Below are 23,578 nucleotides of genomic sequence, written 5' to 3' on the forward strand. Positions count from 1 at the left end.
TAATTGAAGTGCGTACCTTCCTCAATCTCCCTTTCGCTCAACACCACGCCTGCGCGTACTCCCCAAGACGCTGGTAAAGGTCGGTGATGTCAGCAGCGTTTACCCGAACCCAGGCTTGCGCTTCGTCAGGGCAGGCGCTGTTGCCGACCAGCCGAACCTGGTCCGTTTGGTAGTTCGGGTTGGACCCGGTAGGGCTGTCGCGCCGCCCAAGTCCTCGAGGATTACGGTGATCTGCTCGAGCAGTGGCGCGCCGGTGATGACTAGATTCGTGATGGTCTACCGCTCAATCTTCCGCGGATCAGTGATTTCGTTTTCCTTGGGCATGGGAAGAGCCTTGGCCGGTGATCGGCTACAGTAGTTAGGTCATCGAAAAGGAGATCGAACATGCAATGCTTAATTTGCCAGGCTGCCTCTAAAACCGCCCACATCACTGGTAGCTGGTCAGAGATCAGATGCTCGGCTGGGTGTGGACACTTTAGGGTCTCTGCGAACCTTGTTGCGAAGATGAAGTTCAAGAACGAATTCTTTGACGTTGAACGAGCAAGGCAATGGCTTGAGATGGCTCGGCACGAGGGACCCGTGCCGTTGATATCGACCTACGACTACAACGTTTCTTTATTGCATCGTGTCACTAAAGAGCAATCTAACCGCTTGCCGAGTCGCTCTGGTAAACCAATAACTTCGTAATAGGTGGGCTTCTTATTTCGACCCGCCGTAGTGCCAGCTACATCGCAGTGATGGCTCGGTATCACATGGGCCGTCCTGTGCCGGGTCATGCCCGGGCGATGAGTGATCAAGGGGGAGAGAGAAGGCGAGCCGCGATGGGCTCGCCAGTTAACGCTAGCCGTGGAACATGATGGTGATGGTCATTGCGTAAAGGCAGATGTACTGAATGGTTTCCATATTGGTTTCCTATGATCAATAGAACCAGCGACATTGCTGGCTCTACTGGTAATAGTGGGTAGGCAGTGATCCAAATTCGGCAATTTTTCTAAAAATAAATGCTCAAGCGGCTATTTTATTTTGCTCAGCGAGAGGTCCTGACGGGCAGGGTGCGGAGCTGATTCAGTTTGCCCCTAATTTAAATTTGATGTTGTTTGAAGGCCACCAGGACCACGACGGAGGGGGCGTGTAGCAGCCTGGCTGATTGGCTGGTGTCGCATCACAGCGGACGGTGTAGCCCTTGTTGTTGATTTCCCTTCCGCCTTCACCGGTGCCGCGCTCGCTGTATGAGGAGCAGCCGCCGATCAAAGCGGCAATCAAAAGAATCGTTGTGTACTTCATAAATGCCTCCATGCATGGAGTTCAAAGCTTAACCATTGGTCCCGCCGAGTGCGGGTATTTTTTTGTCTGGAGAGAAGTGATAACTGCAACCGAGACGCGCGGGGTGCATGAACCCGGCGCAGAAGCTGGTCGGGCTGCTAGCGCTGATGGCCGGCAGTCGAAGCGCCTTATAAGTTCGTCGCGCAACTGCATCCGCCATCCCGGAGCCGGGATGACAGAAGCACGTTTCCCTCAACGCTGAGGTGCGCCACGCTGCACCATCGCTCGCCATTCCTGGACGCTCGGCCTTTCCTGCATCTTTGCGTGCCATGCCCGCAACGCTTCACATTCATCGGGCACGGGGATTTTGACCAGCGAGGCGAAAATCATGCCGCCCAGGACCGCGATATCGGCCATGGAGAACTTGTCACCCGCAACGAACGGCTGATTTTTGAGAACGCTGTCGAAATAGTGCATGCCTCTGACCGCCTTGTCGCGCATGCGGCCGCCCCATTCGGGGTTTTGATAGAGCTCGACCTGCGGACCAAGCCCCGGAGTGGCGTGATGAAAGTACGCGCTGACCGAGTCAAGAAACTCGATTTCGGCACGCTTGGTCATCATGTGGATGAGGCCTTTCTCTACAGGCGTTTGCCCGCTAAGGGTGGGATTGCCATCCAATGCGTCCAGGTATTGAGTAATAGCCGTGCACTCCGCTATGAGCGTGCCGTCATTCAACTCCAGCACGGGTAGCGTTCCGGAGTAGTTGATGGCCAGAAACTCGGGTTTCTTGTGCTCGCCTGTCCACAGGTTGACCGATACAAATTCGATTCGAGAAAGCAGACCCTTTTCCGCCAATGCGATGCGCACGCGAGCGGGGTAGGGGCCATCGAACCAGTCGTGGATTTTCATCATAGGAAGCGTAGATGTTTCGAACTGCGATTTTGAAGAGGTCATGGTTTTTACCTGCCTATCAGTTGGTAGGTAAACGTTGGGCGCATTTCCGCACGGTGTCAATCCCTACCTTCCAGTTGGCAGGTTGGTGGCGCTGCGAGTAGAATTCGCCTCATCGACTGGATAAGCTGGGGAATTGAACTTGAGCGAAAACGCGCGGGAAGCCATCTTGGCGGCTGCGAAAACGGCAGCGCAGAGGCACGGATACAACGGCATCAATTTTCGAAGCATCGGTGATGCGGTGGGAATCAAGAACGCGAGCATCTACTACCACTTTGCGAGCAAGGCCGACCTTGGTGCCGCAGTCGCTGCACGTTACTGGCAGGACACCGCTAGCGTTTTGGAAGCGATACGCGAATTGAACGCCGATCCGATTCGTTGCCTGGAACTCTACCCGTCAATCTTTCGAACATCGTTAGAAGACGGCAACAGGCTTTGTCTGTCCAGCTTCATGGCAGCGGAATACGAAGACTTGCCCGAGGAGGTCCAGCGCGAGGTCAAGGCGTTTGCAGACGCCAATGTGGCTTGGCTGGCGCAGGTGCTGGCTGACGCCGGAACGGGCAGCGCAGAAAGCTGTGGCCGACGTGCCCGCGCTATTTACACCGCCGTTGCCGGGGCTCAATTGATTGCGCGGACCCGGCTCGATATTGGCCTGTTTGACGATCTGATCCTCAGCTACCGGGAAGCGGGACTGATTCCGACACTACAGGCCTGACGCGCCATGGCCGGTAGCGATCACGTCTGTGTCACCTTGATGACCCCTTCATTCTTGTCGAAGGTGTCCAGGGCTCCGCGCACGTTGTCGGCGACCTCGGGCACTTTGGCAGTATCAGCGGACACATTTTCACAGTTGGATGCTAACTATTTGTTACAGACAGTGGCTAAAATGCCATCTATCAACCCATTGCCAATGAAGGCAAGGGCTCAAGGACGTGCCACAGGGACCGCTGTTTCGTTTTCAGACACTGCCCAGACCGCTTGGCCGGCAAGGGGCAGATTGTTCAATTCTGACGTGTGACGAATGCCGTGAAACTCATCATTGCCGCCATTTATGTTGTCTCCATCGCGTATGTTCACCTGCGCGGTCGCGTGCGCCACAAACTGGGCCGCCAATTAAGCGACCACTCGACGTTTCTGGCGCCGATCAATTGCTTCCTTTATATGTTCTCCAAAACCCCGAGCAAGCCATACCTCAACCCGGCGGACTTTCCGGACCTGAGCCCATTGCAGGCGAACTGGGAAGTCATCCGCGCCGAAGGCCAAAACCTGCTCAAGGCCGGGGAGATCAAGCGCTCGAACCAATATGACGACGTCGGTTTCAACTCATTCTTCAAGAGCGGCTGGAAGCGTTTCTACTTGAAGTGGTACGGCGACAGCCATCCTTCGGCGCAAAAGCTCTGCCCGCGCACCACCGAGCTGGTGCAAAGCATCGGTTCGATCAAAGCGGCGATGTTCGCCGAACTGCCGCCGGGTTCCAAACTGGTGCGTCACCGCGACCCGTATGCCGGCTCCTATCGCTATCACCTGGGCCTGGAAACTCCGAACGATGCCGGTTGCTACATCAACGTTGACGGCCAGAACTACCACTGGCGTGATGGGGAGGCGGTGATGTTCGACGAAACGTTCATTCACTACGCCGAAAACACCACCGACCAGAACCGCATCATCCTGTTCTGCGACGTCGAGCGGCCGATGAAGTACCGCTGGGCGGCGGTGCTCAACGGTTGGTTCAGTCGTAATGTCATGGCCGCGGCGGGCGCGCCGAACGATGCGGGCGACAAAACGGGGGCAATCAACCGCTTGTTCACCAAAATCTACAAGGTTCGTTTGCGGGGCAAGGAGCTGAAAAAGCAAAACCGCACGCGTTACTACCTGGAGAAGTGGGCGATTTTTGGTGGGTTATTGGCGGTTTTCGTTCTGATCTGATTTTTGTAGCGGGGCGGCAGGCCCCATCGTGAGCAAGCTCGCTCCCACATTGGATCGGTGGCGTACACAAATTCCCTGTGGGAGCGAGCTTGCTCGCGGTGGGGCCATAACATTCAACACAATACTTAAGGTTTCTTGCTGCCCAACTGCTTCCACATCTTCGCCGTAATCCTCTGCCGATTGGCATACCCCGCCCACGGATCACCTTTCAACCCCTCCAACCGCTCCAGCAAATTTGCCACGGTCCATTCCTGCGAACCGTGCAGGCTCGTTAACTCATCCCGCGCAATCGGTACCGACACCGGCAACCCTGGCCGCGCCCGTACCGAATATGCCGTCACCGTGCTGGCGCCTCGGGTATTGCGCAGGTAATCGACGAAGATCTTGCCGATCCGGTTTTTCGGGCCCATGGTCGCGGTGATCCGTTCCGGCAACTGTTGCGCCATGAACTGAGCGATGGCTTTGGCGAAGGCCTTGACCGTCTCCCAATCTTCCTTGCGCGCCAGCGGCACGACAATGTGCATGCCTTTGCCGCCACTGGTTTTCAGAAACGCCTCCAGCCCCAGCTCATCGAGCACCGACAGGGTCAACTGAGTCGCTTCGACCATGCTTTTCCACGGCAACGCCGGGTCGGGGTCAAGGTCGAGAATAAACAGGTCCGGGGTTTCGATCCGGTCAGTGGTGGCGCCCCAGGTATGCAACTCGATTGCACCCATTTGTGCGGCCCCGATCAGTGCCGCGGTGGTGTCAATTTCCATCAGCCGCGCGTGGCCCGGGTCAAGTTCCGGATCGAGATGCTTGATGTTGGGAATGGCCAGGCGCTCAGCGTGTTTCTGGAAGAACTGTTCGCCGTCAACACCCTCCGGTGCCCGCAACAGGGACACCGGCCGATTGCGCAGGAACGGCAAAATCCAGTCGCTGATGCGCTCGTAGAACTGCACCAGTTCCAGTTTTCGGGTGCCGCTGTCCTTGTCGATCACACGGTCGGGGTGAGTGATCTTGACCCCGGCGACGCTGCTGTCCGCGCTACGGGTTTGCTTTTCGTTCGCGGGTTTGGTCGCCTTTGGGGATTGTGGCTGCTCACGAACAATCTCTGTCGCCGGCTTATCGGTACGCATGGCAATGAAAGTGGCTTGGCGCACCGCACCTTCACGGGTCCACTCGGCAAATTCGGCTTCGCACACCCGCGTCGGCTCGACCCAGTGAACGCCCCTGGCCTGAGCGGCGGTCAATGATTTGGCCAACGGTGAAGTTTTGCGTTCGATTTTCTGCAATTGCCCATGAAACAGCTTCAGGTTGGCCTGATTGAACCCGGTGCCGACACGTCCGGCGTAAACCAGCTCTTTATCGTGGTAAACGCCCAGCAGCAAAGCACCGAAACCACTGCGCGAACCCTGTGGTTGCGTATAGCCAATGATCACAAATTCCTGGCGCAAACGGCATTTGAGTTTGATCCAGTCCGGGCTGCGCCTCGACACATAAGGGCTGCCGGCGCGCTTGCCGATGACGCCTTCCAGCGACAATGCACAGGCGCTTTCGACGATGTCTTGATGGTTCGCCGTGAAGGCCTCGGAAAAGCGCACGATCTGCCGAGACTTGCGCCCAAGGACTTTTTGCAGCGCGGCACGACGATCTTCCACCGGTAACTCGCGTTGATCGGCATCGTGGAGGAACGGCGCGTCGAACACGAAATAAATGATGTCCACGGAGCGGCCGATCTCAAAGGCGTTTTGCAGCCCCTGGAAGTCCGGAAAACCTTTGTCGTTCAGCACCACCACTTCGCCATCGAGCCAACTGCCGTCGAGCTTCATCTCGGCCAAAGCCTTGGCTTGCAACGGCAGTTTTGCGGTCCAATCGTGGCCATTGCGGGTCAGCAGCCGCACCTCGCCGTTGTCGATGCGAGCGAGGATTCGGTAGCCGTCGAACTTGATTTCATAGCGCCAGTCGCCCGCCGGGACTTTGTCTACCAGCGTGGCCAGTTGTGGGGCGAGTTGTTCGGGAAGCGCGGTCGGTTTGGGCTTGATCGCCTTGGTTTTTTTCACGGCTTTCTTGGTGTTTTTGTCGCCAATGGTGGCATCGCTCAACACGCTTTTGGGCAACTCGGCGACCACATCAAACTCACTTGCCGGGCGCGCCTGCTGGTCCCGCTCCTTGATCAGCAGCCATTGCTCTTTGTCGCCGCTGCCGCGCAGGTGAGTGCGAACTAGCGCCCAGTCACCGGACAGTTTTTCGCCTATCAAGGTGAATTTGAGTTTGCCGGCCTTGTAGGTTTCTTGCGGGTCGCCAATCGGTTGCCAGACGCCATGGTCCCAGACAATCACATCCCCGGCGCCGTACTGCCCCTCGGGAATACTGCCCTCGAAGGTGCCGTAGCTGATGGGATGGTCTTCGACGTGTACCGCTAGGCGCTTTTGCGCCGGGTCGAGGCTTGGGCCTTTGGGTACCGCCCAGCTCTTCAGAGTACCGTCGAGCTCCAGGCGAAAATCGTAATGCAGGTTACGCGCAGCGTGTTTCTGGATCACGAAACGCAGGGCCGAGGGTGCTTTTTTGCCGCGCTTGGCAGGCGCTGATTCGGGCGGCTCCGAGGTGATCTCGAAGTTACGTTTACGCGTGTATTCACTCACCGATTTAGCCATGGCGGACTACCTTGTGCTGCGAGCGTCACGGGCCGTCAGCCGCGAGAGCTCTTCGTGGCTTTTTTCGCCGGAGCCGGTTTGGCGGCGGCTTTGCGCGGCTTGGCTGCCGGTTTACTGGTCGCCTTGCCGCCGAGGCTGCGTTTGAGCAGTTCGGTCAGGTCGATAACATCGGCGGTCTTACGTTCTTCTTCACCGCTGGTGCTCTCGACATCTTCGATCTTGCCTTCATGGGCCTTCTTCTCCACCAGTGCCATGATCTTGTCTTCGAAACTGTCGTGGTAATCCTCGGGTTTCCAGTCGGCGCTCATGTCCTCGACCAGACGCTTGGCCATCTCCAGTTCGCCCTTGGCCAGTTCGGGTTTGGTCACTTCACTGCCCAGCGCCAACTCATCCAGGCTGCGCACTTGCGCCGGCCAGCGCAGCATCACCAGCACCATGGCCGACTCCAGCGGCATTAGCGCTGCCAGGTGCTGGCGGGTGTGCAGCACGACGTGGGCGAGGGCGACTTTGTTGGTTTTGCTCAGGGTTTCGCGCAACAGCGCATAGACCTTGCCGCCGCGTTTGTCCGGGGCCAGGTAGTAGGGTGTGTCGATGTTTTGCAACGGGATTTGTTCGCTGTCGACAAAGGCAAAGATGTCGATGGTCTGGGTCGACATCGGGTGCGCCGAGCGGATTTCCTCTTCGCTGAGCACCACGTAACGGCCCTTTTCGTAGGCGACGCCTTTGACAATGTGTTCCTTGGAGACTTCCTTGCCGGTGACCTTGTTGACGCGTTTGTAGCCCACCGGGTCCATGCTGCGGCTGTCGAGCCAGTCGAAATCCACGCCTTGGGACGAGGTGGCCGACACCAGCGCCACGGGGATGTGTACCAAGCCGAAACTGATTGCGCCTTTCCAGATTGCCCGGGCCATCGTCGTCTACTCGCAAGTGATGATCAGGTGACCTGTGGCCCCGCGCAAAAGTTTCAGCGGCGTGAGCCCCAGCCCTGCGGGGGGATCAGCGGTGCGGTAAACGGGTGTTACATCTGTGAAGGTGCTTTCAGTTAACAAATCCGAACCTCGGGCGTAGCGTGGTATCGAAGGCTCTATTCACACGTACGTTGAGAGGCTCCCATGAACAGATTTGTGCTCGGTTGCACGGTGTTGGCCTTGAGCGGCTTGCTCGGCCAGGTGGCCCAGGCCCAGAGCCCGACCGGCAGCAGCAGCAATCCCTACGACAGCCCGATTCACCGGGCCAACCCCAACAGCATGCAGGGCACGCAACCAAATGCCCCGGCCACTCGGCAGCCGACTTTCGCGCCGGTTCCGCGTCCGCCGACCGTGGAAAACGGCGGCATCGGTAACCGCTATCCCCAGGACAAAACAGCGCCAAGCGCGCCACCGAAATTCATTCCAAACCCACCGCCACGAGACTCGGACAGCAGCAACCGTTCAACGACAGGACTGAGGTTCTGTCAGCCATTCAAACGACAATGCCGTTAACGACAAAAGGAATCGTGCATGTTGCGTAAAACTCTCCTGGCCACCTTTTGCGCCAGCGTACTGATCACCGCCGCCGCGCCCGTATTCGCGGCACCCACCCAGGAACTGAAAAGCGAACAAGGCACCCTCGAAGTCACGCCGATTACCAAAGGCCTGGAACATCCGTGGGCCTTGGCGTTTCTCCCTGATCGGCAAGGCATGCTGGTGACCGAACGTCCCGGCAACCTGCGTGTAGTCACCATCGATGGCAAAAGCTCAGCACCGATCAGTGGTGTGCCCAAGGTCTGGGCCAAGGGGCAGGGCGGTTTGCTCGATGTGGTGCTGTCACCGGACTTCAAGCAGGATCGCCTGGTTTATCTGTCCTACGCCGAGGGTGGCGGTGAGGGCGACAAGGCCGGGACCGCGGTCGGCCGCGGACGTTTGTCCGACGACCTGACGACCCTCAAGGACTTCAAGGTAATCTTCCGCCAGGAGCCGAAACTCTCAGTCGGCAACCACTTCGGTTCGCGGCTGGTGTTCGACCGTGACGGGTATCTGTTCATCACCCTGGGCGAAAACAACGACCGCATGACCGCCCAGGACCTCGACAAGCTGCAGGGCAAAGTCGTGCGGATCTACCCGGACGGCAAGGTGCCGGATGACAATCCTTTTGTCGGTCAGGACGGCGTGCGTCCGGAGATCTGGTCCTACGGCCATCGCAATCCGCAGGGCGCGGCGATCAACCCCTGGAACGGCACGCTGTGGGAAAACGAGCACGGTTCCAAAGGTGGCGACGAAATCAACGTGATCGAGCGTGGCAAGAACTACGGCTGGCCGTTGGCAACCAACGGCGTCAACTATTCAGGTGAGCCGATTCCGGAGTCCAAGGGCAAGACGGTCGAAGGCACCGTGCCGCCGCACCACGTTTGGGAGGTTTCGCCCGCCATCAGCGGCATGGCGTTCTATGACGCTGATCGCTTCAAGCCTTGGCAGCACAACGTGTTTATCGGCGCGCTGGCGAGCCAGGAACTCATCCGATTGCAGTTCGATGGGGACAAAGTGGTGCATGAAGAGCGTTTGATGGGAGAGCTCAAGGCGCGGATCCGCGACGTGAGGCAGGGGCCGGATGGGTATTTGTATGTGCTGACGGATGAAGCGGATGGAGCGTTGTACAAGGTCGGACTGAAGTAACCATCGCTCTGATGTTAAACACAAAACCCTGTGGCGAGGGGGCTTGCCCCCGTTGGGCTGCGAAGCAGCCCTGAAACCATCACACTTGTGAAAGTCAGGTACACCGCAGGCGGCTGCTGCGCAGTCGAACGGGGGCAAGCCCCCTCACCACATAATTCACTCTGCACTTGATCACTGCCGGCGATAGAGAATCACCGCCGCCCGAAGTTTGCCCCGCCCAAAACTGCACATCTTCTCAAACTCCCCATGACTCACCGGCAAATGCTGGCAATCCATCGGCTGGCGATGCTGGCTGTGGTCCACATCCGGATCATGCAGGTACACAAACTCCTCGTCGCAATCGGTGACCATCACCCAATGCGGCGCCTTGGAGCGCGTCAGCCGATAGCTACTGATCAACACCAGCGGCTGCCCGCCAGCGTCCAGCAACTGCGGCAGATCCAGCGGCCCGCCAACCTCCCGTTCCACATCGGTATCCTGCAGCTGCGCAGTGAACTCTTCATGCACTAACCGCATTACGTCCTTTTTATGCTCATCGCGCACCCCGTCGAGAAACAACGGCCCGGCCATGCTCAGTTGCAGCCGCACACGAAACCCGCGTCGCCATGCCGCCAACGCCAGCCCCTGCGGGCTGCAACCGCCGTGGCCCGAGGTCATGAACACCGTGGTCGCCTCGCGCCAGATTTGCAGTTCTTCGCGGCGCTCTAGCAACCGACCCTGTTGCAACGCGCCCATCGCCATCAGCAAACAGGCCGGGCCGCATGTGAAGTCGGTGGTCTGGCGGTACCACGGCACCTGGATATTGCGCGAGTCGCGGTGCTGGAGGATGCGTTTCTCCAGGCGCAATGCGTCGGCGTGGTCCTCGTAGTAGTCATGAATCAGCGCAAACCGCCTGTAACCGTTGCGCTCATACAAGGCAATCGCCGCCGGGTTGTCGGTGCGCACTTCAAGCCGCAGGTAGGCGCAATCGTGTTCAAGGGCACAGGCCTCGATCCGCTCCAGCAACTGTTTACCCAAGCCATTGCCGCGGGCATCTGAGGCAATGGCAATCGAATAGAGTCGCGCCAGAGACGTGCCTCGGTGGAACAGCACCACCGCGTAGCCGACCAGTTGTTCCCCGTGTTGGGCGACCAGCAGCTGTCCATGAGCGCGAGTGATCATCCACTGAAAGCTGCGACTGGTGAGCCGATCCGTGGTGAAGCATTGCTCTTCGAGTTTCAGCAACGCCGGTAAGTCTTCAACTACCGCCAAGCGAAAGACAGGATTCATATGACCACCGTAAAAGTTGCGTAACGAAACGGGACTTTCAAAAAAGTTCGTGCTTAATAGGAAAGGTCTTGTTCTCCAACGGATCAATCACTATGTCAGCGGTACAAGGTCATTGGCGCGAAGTATCCGAGCAAACTTTGCCGGCGGCAACTTATTTAAATGACGCGATCAGAACTTCAAGTCAGTTGATTATCATCGTCGAACGCAAGGAAGACTGGGCGTCCTACTTTCCCAGCGAAGACATCGTCACGGCCCAGGAATACCTGGAACAAACCCGTGACAACGAGCAGGGCAAACGGGTCCAGGTGATCAACCTGTGCCGCAGCTACAAGTACCTGGGGCACGGTTATTACTGCTCGCTGCTGGCCGAGGCCCGGGGGCACAAGGTTATTCCGTCGGTGCGGACCATCAGCGAACTGACCCGTAAATCGCTTTACGGTCTGGCTCTCGATGATCTGGATAAACCGCTGGAAAAAGCCCTCAGCAATCATCTTTACAGCGACACCGAAGGCTTTACGCTAACCCTTTATTTTGGCAAGACTAATATCGAGCCATTGCAGGATCTGGCGCGGCAGTTATTTGAAGTCTTTCCGTGTCCGATATTGCTAGTTGAGTTTAGAAGAACTAACGGTTGGCACATCGAAGGTATAAAGTCCGGTGCCTTGCACAAGTTGCGCGAAGATCAGGAAGATCAGTTCGCCAACTCTCTGGACAGTTTCAGTCGCAAGATCTGGCGCGTGCCGCGCTCCCGGCGCTTGGCCCGTTATGACCTGGCGATCCTGCATGATCCGCAAGAAGCATTGCCGCCGTCCAACGCCAAAGCCCTGGATAATTTCGTTCGGGTCGGCAAAACCCTGGGTATCGACGTCGAGTTGATCGAGCGCAAGGACTACGCCCGTATCGCTGAATACGACGGGTTGCTGATCCGCGAGACTACAAGCGTCGACAACCATACCTACCGCTTCGCCAAGAAAGCCGAGAGCGAAGGGCTGGTGGTGATGGACGACCCCGCATCGATCCTGCGCTGCACCAACAAGGTCTACTTGACCGATCTTCTCAAAAGCCATCAATTGGGCATGCCCGCCACCGAAATCCTCTACAAGGAACGACCGGAAGACTTCGAGCGAGTCGGCGAGCGCTTGGGCTTTCCACTGGTGTTGAAGATTCCTGACGGCTGCTTCTCCCGGGGCGTGATCAAGGTCGAGAGCCAGCAAGCCTTGCTCGAAGCCACCGCCGAACTGTTCGAACACTCGGTACTGTTGCTGGCCCAGGAGTTTTTCTACACCGAGTACGACTGGCGCATCGGCGTGCTCAATCGCAAACCGATCTTTGCCTGCCAGTACTTCATGTCCAAGGGCCATTGGCAGATCTACAACCACAAGGCCAAGGGCTCGGACATCAACGGCGAATGCCGCACCCTGGCGGTCCACGAAGCGCCGCGCGCGGTGGTGGAACTGGCAGTGAAGACCGCCAACCTGATCGGCGACGGCCTCTACGGCGTCGACCTCAAGCAGTCCGGCGACAAAGTGGTGGTGATCGAGGTCAACGACAACCCGAACATGGACGCCGGCATCGAAGACGCTTACTTGCAGGACGATTTGTACTCGCTGGTGCTGGAAGAGTTCGTCCGTCGCCTGGAGCTCAAGCGCCGCGGCCAGGCCTGGTGAGAGGCCGATGATCAAAAGCTTTCAACTGACCCACGGCGCCCTGCATGCAGTCGAACGGCTGGACGCCGAAGTGATGTTGTTCAGCAACCCCGATGCCGCCGAGCGAGATCTGCTGCACAGCCATTTCAAGCTCGATGAACACGCCCTGGCCTCGGCCCTGGACCCTGACGAGGTGTCGCGCATCGAGTTTCACCCCGACAATCTGTTCCTGATCTGGAAGCGCCCGGAAAACTATTCCGGTGCAGGCAGCCTGGCCTTTGAGGTGTCGTCCTGCGGCTTGCTGTTTTCGCCGCGCAGCCTGCTGGTGATCGCCACCGATGACTCGCCGCTGCACGGGCTCGGCACCCGCCAACGGCTGAATACGCCGCTGGATGTGTTGCTGGATTTACTGTTCAACAACATCCATCACTACCTGGGCCACCTCAAGGTGATCAAGTTGGTTGCCCGGGAGTTGCAGCAGAAATTCAATGCATCGATGGAAAACCAGCACCTGATCCAGATGTTCAATCTCAGCGAAAGCCTGATCTATTACATCAACGCCATCCACAGCAACGGCGCGGTGCTGACCCGGCTGCGCAACCATGCGGAAAAGGAGCACTTCAGCGCCGAGTCCATCAGCCTGATCGACGACCTGATCATCGAAAACAACCAGTGCTACAAACAGGCGGAAATCTATTCCACGGTGTTCTCCGGGCTGATCGACGCCCGGGGCAACCTGATGAACAACAGCATGAACAACCTGCTGCGCAAACTGACGTTGATCAACGTGGTGTTTTTGCCGTTGAACCTGATTGCGAGCATTGGCGGCATGTCCGAGTTCAGCATGATGACGTCCGGGACGCCGTGGTGGGTTTCGTATCCACTGTTTCTGACGGCGATGATGTTGGGGGCGGGGGTGATGGTGCTTGGGCTCCGGCGGTTGGCCAAATAATTGTGTTGGCTATCAGGCCGCCTTCGCGAGCAAGCCCGCTCCCACAGGGGACCTGTGAACGCCACAAATCTCCTGTGGGAGCGGGCTTGCTCGCGAAGGCAATTTCAACAACACAGCAAATCCTTGATCAGACCTCTTGAGCTGATCTGACCGAGTCCTTGCGACCCTGCAGCCCCCGAACCACCAAATACAACAACGGCCCAATCGACACAAAAATGGCCGTGAGCAAAAGATACGGAATCACGGACAACGCAGACCACCCACGCTGACGCGCATCCCTGTACATCCAAACCCCAGCCAACGTCGCCAGCAAATACAAATCAATCACCACCTGCGCCGTATCCGGCCGCGACATCAGGCTGATACCAAAATCAATCAACGACTGTTCCGCCGACAGCATCACCGAAACGGTGTAGCCAGCAAACGCAATCAGGGTGATCAGGGGCAGGGCGACAGACTTCATGGTTTCCTTCCTTGGGGACAATGAGCAGAATGGCCAGCCTACAGAGGCTCAACAAAATTGGCCATTGACTTGCCATCAGCGCCCGGCTAATTTCAATCCATGACTTCCACCGTATTGCGCTGCCAGCCAAGCATTATTACCGCCATTCCTTATTTGGCGGGCTAGCTCACGACTGCAGCACCCAACCCGCCCTAGAGGCGGGTTTTTACTTTCTGTCTCCTGGGTCTTGAACCGGAACACGTCCGGCGTAGGAGCTGCCGAAGGCTGCGATCTTTTGCTTTTGAAGATCAAAAGATCGCAGCCTTCGGCAGCTCCTACGCCGGGCGGGAACAACAGGAGATGAGCATGAACAGCACCACCACCGCCCAGCAGAGCTTGCTTGAGCACTACGTGAAAAAGATCCTCGCCGCGCCGGTGTATGAGCTGGCGGTGCGCACGCCATTGCAACCGGCGCCAGCGCTGTCCGAGGCGTTGGGCAACCAGATCCTGCTCAAGCGTGAAGACCTGCAACCGACCTTTTCCTTCAAGATCCGCGGCGCCTACAACAAACTGGTGCAGCTCAGCGATGAGCAAAAGGCTCGTGGCGTAATCACCGCTTCAGCCGGCAACCATGCCCAAGGCGTGGCGCACGCGGCCCGTCAGTTGGGGATTGCCGCGACCATCGTCATGCCGTGCACGACGCCGGAGCTAAAGGTGCTCGGGGTGCGTAGCCGAGGTGCCGACGGGGTGCTGCATGGCGAGAGCTTTCCGTTCGCGTTGGAATACGCCCTGAACCTGGCGCAGCAAACCGGTCGCACCTTTGTCTCGCCGTTCGACGATCCAGATGTGATTGCCGGGCAGGGCACCGTCGCCATGGAGATCCTGCGCCAGCATCAAGGTCCGCTGGACGCGATCTTCGTCCCGGTGGGCGGCGGTGGGTTGATCGCCGGCATCGCCGCGTACGTGAAATACCTGCGGCCAGAAGTGCGGATCATCGGCGTAGAGTCGGAACATTCCGCGTGCTTGCAGGCTGCGTTGCAGGCCGGTGAACGGGTGGTCCTGCCCAACGTCGGCACCTTCGCCGACGGCGTGGCGGTGGCGCAGATTGGCGCTTATGGTTACGAGGTTTGCCGGTTTTGTGTCGACGAAGTCATCACCGTCAGCAACGACGAACTTTGCGCGGCAATCAAGAACATCTACGACGACACGCGCTCGATCACCGAACCCTCCGGCGCATTGGCCGTGGCCGGGATCAAGAAGTACGTGGCCCAGACCGGCGTACGAGGGCAGACCTTTGTGGCCATCGACTCGGGCGCCAACATCAACTTCGACAGCTTGCGTCACGTCGCCGAGCGCGCCGCTGTCTGCGGCACCCCGGCGTGAGCGGATGTCAGGCCAACATCGGGCGCAGGAACGTGCGCTCGTAGCTGACGATAAACTTTTTATCGAGCAGCGAGTCCACCAACGCCGTACTTTCCGGGTCAGTCATCGCGATGTGGCGGTAGCTTTCGTAATCCGCCAGCGACGGAAAACTGAACAGGCAGTAAGCGATATTGCTCGCGCCTTCGGACGGCAGGAAGTAGCCGTGATGAGTACCGCCCAAGCGCTCGACGATAGCGAGCCAGGCCTTGGCGTAGGCTTCGAAGTCGCTCAATTGGTATGGATCGATTACATATTTGACGTGGCAGGTAATCAAAGGGCTGCTCCTGTGGCTAAGGCCAGAAGGTTGAATGTCATCTCAAGCCATGTTGGTGCCTTTGTGGCGAGGGAGCTTGCTCCCGCTTGAGTGCGCAGCACTCACAAAATTGACATAGTTGCAGAATTTGAGGCCGCTACGCAGCCCAGCCCAGCCCAGCCCAGCCCAGCCCAGCCCACCCAGCGCGAGCAAGCTCGCTCGCCACAGGACCGCACTTGACCGGGATCAGCTATTCCTGAACAGCCGTCTCAACCTTGCTCGACGCCGTCCAGATCCGATAACGAACCTCAACATCCTTAGGCACATAAAGCACAATCGGCAGCTTGCTGTTATAGCGCAACATAAACCCGTCACCGACCACCGGCACGAAGTCCTTTTTCGTCTTGCCATCGGGGCAGCCCATCATCGTGCTCATCGGCCCAATCACCTGTTCCAGCCGATAAAACGGATAACCCCAGCCTTCCAGATTCTTCTCTTCAAGCATCCCGCCCAAGCGCTGATGGTTGCAATCCACGGTCAACGTCTTGCCAGCCAGAATTTCGACCTGAAAGCCATCTTCCTGAGTTTGAGGTGCCAGATGAATGACCTGGCGGGTAAAACCGCTCTCGGCTTTGGGAAACGGCGCGACCTCTTCGAGTTTCGCCGCGTGCGCTGCACAAGACAGCCCGGCAACTATCAGCCCGACGGTATTGATTAAGGTCAATGAACCCATGATGCCTCCTTGCGTGTGAGTGTGGTCAGCGGATACTAAAATTTAGTGTTCGCATTTTTACCGCCGTGCGCGGCTTATGCAAACCTGTCGCCTGATTTGCAAATTGCAGGGCTCAAGCAGGCCTTTCTTGCAGATTGCATGAGGCGCTTTGCTGGCACTTTCGTTAAATCTTTGATTTACCGACGAGGTGCAGAGCGAAATCTTAGGCATGTTTTATGCTGTAGCTGGTCTTAAGCTGACCGACCGCACTTATGAGTCAGCGTAGCTACGAGAGAACGGTCAGGTAATGGAGTGTTCAGGCCCGCAAGGAAGACAAACGGGTTACTTCATCGCCGACCGACGATTATTTGATTGGCAGTCTCACATTAAGGAGAGGGTCGCCATGTTTCTTTCTGCCCTGGAACTACGCAATATCATTGAAAGCAGCTTCCTGCCGAAGCGCTGTCAATGCACGCTGTCGCCTGACCTGTCGATGACCGTAAAGGTCTATGCCGACACGCAAACGGATCAGCTCGATCTATTGGTGACCGGCATAAACGCCAAACGCTTGAATGGTTGTCGAGAAATCAATGACTTGATCGCCGAACTTCGTTCAGACATGCAGCACAGGGCTACCGTTCAGCCTTTGCACCTCGACCGAAAAGCGTTTTAACCCGCGGCTTCAAGCTCAACCGACACGCGCCGGGTCTGGAAAAACCCCAGGCCCAGCGCCAGTTCTACCCCTACAGCCAGCATAATGCCTGGCCCGGCATGGCCATTCAGCCATTCGACGAAACCCAGCGTCGCCAACCCCCAGCAGCCCACCGTGAAGCCCGTGCTCAGTGCATTGCGGCTGACGGACGGCGCCTCGTTGCGAACCAGATAAAACATCACGCCCAGCGCGGCGAATAACACCGCACAGCGCCGCGCGACAAAACCCGCCGCCGACGAATACTCAATGCTCCAGATCGCCAACAACCGATCCGGCAGCAAACCCCATATCAACGCCAGCACGACACACAGCGCGGCGGTAAACGTCGACAACGTACGAAACGATAACTGCATGGCGAATCCTTGCGGCAGTGAGGGAGGCGTCCAGAGCATAGCGCCAGAACCCTCACACGCCTACCGCAAAGTGCCGAATCAGAGCCTTCTGTCAGTTTTGGAAACTGCACGCGTCAGACAATTTCTTGTAGGTGATTTCTTCAGGCTTGCCCGAGGCGCTATCGATGTACTTCATATCAGCCTTAATGACTTTGCAGTCCGGCGTCGAGGGCTCCGTCATGGCAATGACCTTGCCCACATGCAGCGGCATGCCGTAGCGATAAGGCACGGCTTGAGTCGAGGACGTATCGGCGGCCTGAGCCAAACTGGCAAAAGCGGTGCAGGCGAGGGCGGTGGTAATCAGCAAAGTGCGCATGTTCATGGGATATCTCCAGTGCAAATGGAAAGTCAGCCCGACGTGAAACACGACGAACCTACCGCACTGGGCATCAGAAAGAGTCTGAGGGCGTGCGGTCCAGTACAGGTTTGGACCGCGGGGTTAAGCGATGGTTAAGCCGGCGGAGTGCCACCGGTCGTTAGGCTGTTTCTGACAGAGGTTTCATGTGGGCAACTAAAAACATGGATTAATGCCGGAAATCAAACGGTAGAACAAACAACTAGTCACTTGTGGCGAGGGAGCTTGCTCCCGTTGGACTGCGCAGCAGTCTCCGGATAAGAAATATCCGCAATATTCTTGATGAGGGACAGGGGGAACAAGTGGCCAAACGGCGCGGTTACTTCCCCAGGTGCACGACCTTGAAGCCGTGCGCATTGGGGAGTGTGTCAATTCCAATGGCGGTTTCGGGCTCACCTTGGCCGGTGATGTAGTCGTAGAGCAAGAACTTGTTCGAGACTTCATAGCCTTCGTTTCGGATCACCAGGCGCATTTGCTGCGGGCCCAGATAGAGCCAACGGGGCAGGGCTTTCTCGGAAAAATCGATTTGCTCGACGGTGTGGGTGATGGGGTTTTTGCGCAGCACCACGCCTTTCATATAAGGCGAGCCGTATTCCAGAGCGAAAATCAAACTTGAGGAAACGCACTTTGCCAGGACAATTCGGCCGACGAAATCTGATTGAGGCATGTCGGTGAAGGCGATGTGGGTTTTGCCGTCGAGTTTTATGAATAAGCGCTGTCCGTCTTCGGCGGGTTCGGCCAACAGCGACACCTTGGTGTTATCGGCTAAAGGACAGGTGAGGATGGGCTTGAGCGGTTGCGCGTAGGCCGGGGTGGTGAGCAGTGCTGCGAAGAGGTATTTCCAGGGTGTTTTCATTGGTGAATCCCTTCTTTTTGTCAGGTCCTACAGCGCTACTCGTCAGTCGTAACAAATCCTAAGACAGCTTCGTCCCGGTCCTACAAGCTTGGACGCTTTGTCGTCTTTCGCCGGCCTGCCCGCAGCGTTTACTGTTTGGCTTCGCTGCAAAATCAGCGATCGGGTTTGGTCACCTGATGCCATCGCACATATGTGTGCCATCATTCGCCCTGCGGACTTCTATGTCTTCGTAGTGCGTTGCAATGGCGGCTGTGTGCAGGACGCCTTCGGGCGAGCCGAGTTGATGGTATCGGTTGACCAAGCCTGTACACAGTCCGCCTCCCATCGTTTGGTCACGGTGCTGGCGGTAATTTACTAATCATCGAGTAATCACTATGCCAACGCTAAATGCCTTTCCTGATCGCTATCGCTCTATCAAAAGTAGCGTCACCGACACAAACCCCTTGGTCATCGACACCGAGGCCAATCCCCAAGACATTCTCGAAGCCGCTCTACAACGAGTCCGTGCAGGCAGCAATTTGCTGGAAACGCTTCATTGCCACTGCTTCAAGGACGGCGATGTGCAGGACATTCCACACATTACCCATGCGCTGTATTTGTTGACGCAGGATGGGTGTGATCTGTTGCAGGTTGCGCAGCAGCGGATGTTGGGGTGGAAGGCGCCGGTCTGACACCGCTGAAACACGCCTGCCTCCTGTGGGGCAGGCTTCAGATGGCAGAGGCGGGCACTCGGCTCAAGAACAGCTCCAAACCCTGATGGTACTGGTCCGCGTCCATGTCATTACTGTACCTGGGAATGTGAAAGTATTTGCCCTCGCGATCCAGTTTGACGCAGGCAACTGAGTAGAAATCGGGCGTGACCTTCAGGCGCACAATCTCCCCCCAAGCCAAACCTCCTTTACCTCCCTTGGCATTAATCAGGGTGAAACCGTGGTCGTCGAGTCGCAGGCGATAAGCACCTTCGACAGCCTTGAGGGGAATGCGCAGTTTCATTTCGATCAGACGTTGGTTTGCGCGGCGAAAAGGCGCGCGCGGCTTCGCACGGTTGTCGGCAATACGTTCGCGTAACTTGCTAAGTAGGCGGCCGGAGCAGAACCACCAGATCACTACGAAGATCACCCCGAACAGCGCCATGGAGATGATCTTCTGAGGGCTGAACTCGCGCGCGGGGAGGTAGATCGCCAGCATGCCGCCAGCCAGGCCCAGAAGAAAAAGTAGCGGCCCGAGCAAAAGGTTCTGAAAGCGCATGACATAGCCCAGCATGCGGGCCTGCAGTTGGTCATCCTTGAGCATTTCCTGCTCAAGCTGTTCATTGACCCTGACCTGTGTGTGTTTGGGCGTAATAGTGAATTGCAATTCCATGACGTTGAATCCGAAGTCCTTTCTTGGTGAGGCGGGAGTTTACTTGTTTGCGGCGCTCCTGGCATATGCAATCAGATCGTGCCGAGGTGCATGCGGGATACCACTGTTCACATCGATTTCACGGTTTAAAACTGTTCAGCTCAATCAGTCTTTCACCGTCTCCACTTGAAGCCGCTGGGATTTCGTCAAGCTCTAGGTACACCCCATTTTTTCCGTAACTCAAATATTTATGCGAGCTTTCGTTGCCGGTATTTTCGAAAATAACTTGAACGCCCTGTTTGGATAGTTTTATCCAGCGAGGACGGTTCCTTTCGGCGAAATTGATGCGTTCAATTCGCCCGCCCGCCCGCCCGCCCGCCCGCCCGCCCGCCCGCCGAGTCGAAATAGAATAGGGCGCCCTGTAGGAAATTTGAAGTGAACTCCCCTGAAAGCACTAACAGGTTGGAGTTGTTCTGGTTTGAGATGCATTGCCATTGCACATTGCTTCCTCGGGATGAGCCGGCATCGTCATATAAATAGTTGGTTTCCTTCGCGTGACGGATTTTATAGATGAAAGAGTCAGCAATGGGTGAGCCGCGTAGCAAACTTACCGTGCTTTTAGCTCCTGATTTACAGTCGAACTTAGTGATTAGCTTGGGTTGCCCAGCGAATATTTGAACGCAAAATAATACAAGCCACGCGATAAGAAAAACTTTTTAATGGTCAACGTACCTGAGGGCCCCCGATTTATAAGTTGGCTATTCATTTCAATCTCGGTTTGGCGCGCTTTACGAGCCAGCATCTTATCGACGCTGGCTCGTTGGGAGCATGCTTAGTCATTTGGTCCTGAATGCTATGCTGTTCTCAGTTCACTGCTGCCCGCTTTAGGAATCATAGCGGTTTGGACTTCGATTTTATTTTCTTTTTTCGCCATCCAGCGTTCTACGTTGAGCTCATGTTCAGGCGCGTGGGTAGCGGAACCGTAAACTTCTTCGGGTGTCAAGTTATGGAACTTGAGCGTGTTCAGTCGTTCTCCCGAAGTATTCAAACGTCCTATTTCGGCTCTCAATGCACCAAGGTCTTGATTGTTTGCCATGCGATCAGAATGGTCGCCAGACTTCAGTTGGGACTCTTTGTCTTTCAAACGAATCTGCATTTCCTGTAGTTCGAAGGACACTTGTTTGTATTCAGTCTCCGTCACAATCGTCGTGCCAGTCTTTTGGGTTTGCTGCCAGCGTCGCAGTGTTGCCCATGAGTTTGGAATGTACGAGGGCACCATGAAGTGGTTTCCCATCTGTATCGCTTGCAGCCAAAAAGCGTCTCTGTCGGGAAGGTCTTCAATTTTTTTCAACGCTGTTGTGCAAGCTGCCTGTTCGATGGAGTCACAGCCAGGGTCCCAGAGAATTGAAGATTGATCACGTCCTTTAAAATGAACGGGCATGAAATGATGCAGTTCACCGTGATGCTTGTAGGGAGCACCACCGGTTCGCGTCAGACCAATAGCGAAGATGAGTGCGCCGACCGGAGCAGTGATAAAACTGAGGATTACGCCGGGCAGCCAGATACTTTTGCGAGTGTTCATCCACGGTGCTGGAACACTGGGGATTGGATCATTGTTGTTGACCATGCGGTGATGGGCAAGCTCTTTGGCACCCGCTACGAAATCGGCGTCGCCGGCTCGTGGGGAACCGTAGGTGTAAAGAAGGATGTCATATTTTTTGGGACTGCGTCGTAGCGCTTCTGCGAGTAAAGTAGCAATGGCTCCTCCAAGACTATGGCCGCAAATAATGACTTTTTGATTGATGTGAAACTGTTGAAGATAAGTCTGAACAAATTCACTCATTGCCTTGTAAGCTTCGTAGAAGCCTTTGTGTGCTTTGCCTACGCCCTCTTCAAAGTGCACTTGCTCCGCGTCAGTGTCTCGCAAGAAGTCCATCGGTTCCGCTGTTCCTCGGACGGAAATTAAAACAACTTCGTCGTGATGAGTTATAAAAGCCTGTGTGTCGGTGCCACCTTTAGCTTCTCCATCATCAAAGAAGTGCCATTTGGAAGGGTAATCTTGGTCGGGGCCCAGTTCAAGTTTATTTTGGTCATACAGTTTTGGATCGAAAGGGAGGATTTCAAATCGCTTCGAGTAAGCCACATCTTCATATAACGGGTAGTAAGCAGTGGTTTGGTCTTTGTTGACCTTCCAAGTTTCTCTGAAACTTGCAAGTCCGTTTCCGAACAAGTATCCGACGCTCGGGTCTAGTGGGAATGATATCGTGTCGAATGGCTTTTCGAATGGTGCTTGACCGAAGTTGCTGTAGCTCAAGCTGGCAAATAAAGATAACTGGTATAAGTTCAAGGCGCTGAATTTATTATCTTTCGATAGCATTGGGCGAAATGCCCGTAGCGGTCGAACTTCAAGAACGGTATTTTTGTTAGGCAGCAAGCAAAGTCCGTAGAGCTCCGCTTCCTCTTGTCCAAATCCGAGGTCACCCATGGCTTTGAGTAAATTGAAATTTGGAGGGTGTTTTCGTGGAGAGATTGGCGGTAGGTGTGCAGAGCTTTTCACAAGATCACTTACTTCAACGTGAAAGAACTGATTTGTCTTTCCCTTCGCTGGATTGTTTTCTACACGCAAGCCATCTTTGCGAACAAAACGGCTTTTTTCCGCTCTTACCTGAAGTTCTGTTATGGGAAGCGGATAACTTTTTCTTTGGGCGAGCGCGCTATAAAAGTCCTCAGTTCCTGCATAGGCAGCGTCAATATGCAGAACTACGGGCCCTTGGTAGTGATTGATAACCTTCGCAGCCCCGTTGGCGTCTAGCACTCCAGGGTATTTTTGATTAGAGCTGTCCTGAAGAACATAGGAAAGGCCTGCATATGGCTTGCCATCACCAGTCTCATCAACTAATTGAAAACTGATCCAGTCTCCCCGCAAGGGGCATGCTTCTGATTTTTCACTTAAGAGTGGGTCGCAAGGCACCGTTGGCTCCATAAAAAATATCCTTATTCAGTACAGTGTGGGTAGACGGTACAATCGCGTCCATCCGGCATTTTAAAGGGCTTGAAGTCAGTAGTATTGCCACGACAAAACGCATAAGGATCATCTAGGCTTTTTCCCATACACCGCTTCCAGCCTTCGGGGAATTTAACCCATGTATCTCCCATATATGGAGTTTCTTCCTCCGCCATTGAAAATACGACTTTGATAGTCTTTTCCGCGAATTGAACGCGTTGCATGGGGCCTTTTATAATGGTGTCACCCGTCTTGTCTGGCGTTGCAACGGACTTGCACTTCAAAATCTTTTCAATGTAACGATCCGGCCCGGCAGTGCGGAACAACCATTCGCACTGCTTTTGCAATACTAAGACAGGTGGAGGACTTGAAGCCTCTGCAGACCCATCCTGAAAAGAAATCCCTGTGAACGCCCTGCCTAAATCGAGCCGAGCGGCTCCGTACTTAGCGTCAACCTGATATCCGAAGTTATCAAGTACCAAGGGGCAACCACCTTCATTACTGGTTAGCGGAATTTCAAATTGTGCTGTTTGCGCTTCGTTACTAAGCTTTTGTTCAAAAAACTTTTTGCCTGGGTAGTTTCTTCCATCGCGAGCCGGGACTGTGCAGTTTTCCCCCGTGCGAGGTACGTAAGAGGCTTCACCTTTAAATTTGAATCCAGGTGGCAGTTCAGTGATTAGCGTGAAGCTATCCTGTTGCGCGACGGAGCAACCAGCAGCCCCCAGCGTCCCTAAGCCGATGACCGCTATTCGAACAAGTCCAGTGAAAAATTCTCGATAAAACATTTTATAGTCC

22 protein-coding genes and 1 pseudogene are annotated in these 23,578 nt (G+C 55.9%); 9 read left to right on the plus strand and 14 right to left on the minus strand.

Translation table 11 applies throughout. The annotated features are described in order from the left end of the window. Window positions 1–1,065: 1,065 nt before the first annotated feature. Complete coding sequence (locus tag AC1MEW_RS18420) at window positions 1,066–1,284, minus strand: hypothetical protein (protein WP_201256554.1); 219 nt, start codon at window positions 1,282–1,284, stop codon at window positions 1,066–1,068. 231 nt (window positions 1,285–1,515) lie between these two features. After that, on the minus strand, window positions 1,516–2,217 hold the full coding sequence (locus AC1MEW_RS18425) for a glutathione S-transferase (protein WP_201256555.1): 702 nt from the start codon (window positions 2,215–2,217) through the stop codon (window positions 1,516–1,518). Window positions 2,218–2,356: 139 nt separating this feature from the next. Here AC1MEW_RS18425 and AC1MEW_RS18430 point away from each other — a divergent pair, with 139 nt between their 5' ends. Continuing rightward, window positions 2,357–2,929, plus strand: coding sequence for a TetR/AcrR family transcriptional regulator (locus AC1MEW_RS18430; protein WP_201256556.1), 573 nt, complete (start codon window positions 2,357–2,359; stop codon window positions 2,927–2,929). Window positions 2,930–3,240: 311 nt separating this feature from the next. Beyond that, the gene (lpxO, locus tag AC1MEW_RS18435) at window positions 3,241–4,140 is read left to right on the plus strand and encodes a lipid A hydroxylase LpxO (RefSeq protein ID WP_201203342.1); all 900 of its coding nucleotides are present in this window, start codon (window positions 3,241–3,243) and stop codon (window positions 4,138–4,140) included. Window positions 4,141–4,265: 125 nt separating this feature from the next. Here the strand turns inward: lpxO and ligD are convergent, their stop codons facing one another. Together ligD and ku are read right to left on the minus strand one after the other, a co-directional pair. Beyond that, on the minus strand, window positions 4,266–6,776 hold the full coding sequence (gene ligD / locus AC1MEW_RS18440) for a DNA ligase D (protein ID WP_480423112.1): 2,511 nt from the start codon (window positions 6,774–6,776) through the stop codon (window positions 4,266–4,268). Between the two features lie 35 nt (window positions 6,777–6,811). Then, window positions 6,812–7,687, minus strand: coding sequence for a non-homologous end joining protein Ku (gene ku / locus AC1MEW_RS18445; protein ID WP_480423113.1), 876 nt, complete (start codon window positions 7,685–7,687; stop codon window positions 6,812–6,814). A 201-nt stretch (window positions 7,688–7,888) separates the two neighbouring features. On the opposite strand from ku, the gene AC1MEW_RS18450 reads away from it, so the two are divergent. Together AC1MEW_RS18450 and AC1MEW_RS18455 are read left to right on the plus strand one after the other, a co-directional pair. Beyond that, window positions 7,889–8,257 carry a hypothetical protein gene (locus AC1MEW_RS18450; protein ID WP_480423114.1) on the plus strand — a complete coding sequence of 123 codons (369 nt, stop codon included), beginning with the start codon at window positions 7,889–7,891 and terminating at the stop codon, window positions 8,255–8,257. Window positions 8,258–8,275: 18 nt separating this feature from the next. Continuing rightward, window positions 8,276–9,427, plus strand: a complete 1,152-nt coding sequence (locus tag AC1MEW_RS18455; protein ID WP_480423115.1) for a PQQ-dependent sugar dehydrogenase — start codon at window positions 8,276–8,278, stop codon at window positions 9,425–9,427. Window positions 9,428–9,598: 171 nt separating this feature from the next. Here the strand turns inward: AC1MEW_RS18455 and rimI are convergent, their stop codons facing one another. Then, entirely contained in the window at window positions 9,599–10,696 is a 1,098-nt protein-coding gene (gene rimI / locus AC1MEW_RS18460) for a ribosomal protein S18-alanine N-acetyltransferase (protein WP_322268689.1), read from the minus strand. 92 nt (window positions 10,697–10,788) lie between these two features. On the opposite strand from rimI, the gene AC1MEW_RS18465 reads away from it, so the two are divergent. Both AC1MEW_RS18465 and AC1MEW_RS18470 read left to right on the plus strand, forming a co-directional pair. After that, a complete protein-coding gene (locus tag AC1MEW_RS18465) occupies window positions 10,789–12,363 on the plus strand; it encodes a RimK family protein (protein WP_242486347.1) in 1,575 nt (524 codons plus the stop codon). 7 nt (window positions 12,364–12,370) lie between these two features. Further along, window positions 12,371–13,294 carry a magnesium transporter CorA family protein gene (locus AC1MEW_RS18470; RefSeq protein ID WP_201256562.1) on the plus strand — a complete coding sequence of 308 codons (924 nt, stop codon included), beginning with the start codon at window positions 12,371–12,373 and terminating at the stop codon, window positions 13,292–13,294. Between the two features lie 127 nt (window positions 13,295–13,421). Here AC1MEW_RS18470 and AC1MEW_RS18475 read toward each other — a convergent pair whose 3' ends face one another. Then, a complete protein-coding gene (locus AC1MEW_RS18475) occupies window positions 13,422–13,757 on the minus strand; it encodes an ABA4-like family protein (RefSeq protein WP_480423117.1) in 336 nt (111 codons plus the stop codon). A 345-nt stretch (window positions 13,758–14,102) separates the two neighbouring features. Between AC1MEW_RS18475 and ilvA the strand changes: the two are divergent. After that, window positions 14,103–15,095, plus strand: a pseudogene (ilvA, locus tag AC1MEW_RS18480) (threonine ammonia-lyase, biosynthetic); the annotation flags it as partial. 31 nt (window positions 15,096–15,126) lie between these two features. Here the strand turns inward: ilvA and AC1MEW_RS18485 are convergent. Then, window positions 15,127–15,432 (minus strand): NIPSNAP family protein, encoded by a 306-nt coding sequence (locus tag AC1MEW_RS18485; RefSeq protein WP_480423118.1) that lies wholly within the window; start codon window positions 15,430–15,432, stop codon window positions 15,127–15,129. A gap of 229 nt (window positions 15,433–15,661) precedes the next feature. Further along, entirely contained in the window at window positions 15,662–16,144 is a 483-nt protein-coding gene (gene eco / locus AC1MEW_RS18490; RefSeq protein ID WP_322268685.1) for a serine protease inhibitor ecotin, read from the minus strand. Window positions 16,145–16,526: 382 nt separating this feature from the next. On the opposite strand from eco, the gene AC1MEW_RS18495 reads away from it, so the two are divergent. Beyond that, entirely contained in the window at window positions 16,527–16,796 is a 270-nt protein-coding gene (locus AC1MEW_RS18495; protein WP_201256565.1) for a DUF1652 domain-containing protein, read from the plus strand. Here AC1MEW_RS18495 and AC1MEW_RS18500 read toward each other — a convergent pair. The 3 genes from AC1MEW_RS18500 to AC1MEW_RS18510 form a co-directional block, all read right to left on the minus strand. Continuing rightward, complete coding sequence (locus AC1MEW_RS18500) at window positions 16,793–17,188, minus strand: hypothetical protein (protein WP_201256566.1); 396 nt, start codon at window positions 17,186–17,188, stop codon at window positions 16,793–16,795. The two genes, AC1MEW_RS18495 and AC1MEW_RS18500, sit on opposite strands and share 4 nt — an antisense overlap. 91 nt (window positions 17,189–17,279) lie before the next feature. Beyond that, a complete protein-coding gene (locus tag AC1MEW_RS18505; protein WP_201256567.1) occupies window positions 17,280–17,549 on the minus strand; it encodes a DUF2790 domain-containing protein in 270 nt (89 codons plus the stop codon). Between the two features lie 352 nt (window positions 17,550–17,901). Beyond that, window positions 17,902–18,438: a hypothetical protein gene (locus AC1MEW_RS18510; protein WP_201256568.1), complete on the minus strand. Its 537-nt coding sequence runs from the start codon at window positions 18,436–18,438 to the stop codon at window positions 17,902–17,904. Window positions 18,439–18,812: 374 nt separating this feature from the next. Between AC1MEW_RS18510 and AC1MEW_RS18515 the strand changes: the two genes are divergently transcribed. Next, on the plus strand, window positions 18,813–19,109 hold the full coding sequence (locus tag AC1MEW_RS18515; protein ID WP_201256569.1) for a hypothetical protein: 297 nt from the start codon (window positions 18,813–18,815) through the stop codon (window positions 19,107–19,109). 37 nt (window positions 19,110–19,146) lie between these two features. Here the strand turns inward: AC1MEW_RS18515 and AC1MEW_RS18520 are convergent, their stop codons facing one another. The 3 genes from AC1MEW_RS18520 to AC1MEW_RS18530 all read right to left on the minus strand — a co-directional run bounded on the left by AC1MEW_RS18520 (window position 19,147) and on the right by AC1MEW_RS18530 (window position 23,568). Next, entirely contained in the window at window positions 19,147–19,800 is a 654-nt protein-coding gene (locus AC1MEW_RS18520; protein ID WP_480423121.1) for a hypothetical protein, read from the minus strand. An 832-nt stretch (window positions 19,801–20,632) separates the two neighbouring features. Then, window positions 20,633–22,762, minus strand: a complete 2,130-nt coding sequence (locus tag AC1MEW_RS18525) for a lipase family protein (RefSeq protein ID WP_480423122.1) — start codon at window positions 22,760–22,762, stop codon at window positions 20,633–20,635. A gap of 11 nt (window positions 22,763–22,773) precedes the next feature. After that, window positions 22,774–23,568, minus strand: coding sequence for a hypothetical protein (locus AC1MEW_RS18530; RefSeq protein WP_323570620.1), 795 nt, complete (start codon window positions 23,566–23,568; stop codon window positions 22,774–22,776). Between the last annotated feature and the right edge of the window lie 10 nt (window positions 23,569–23,578).

This window comes from Pseudomonas sp. ASL4, assembly GCF_056680395.1.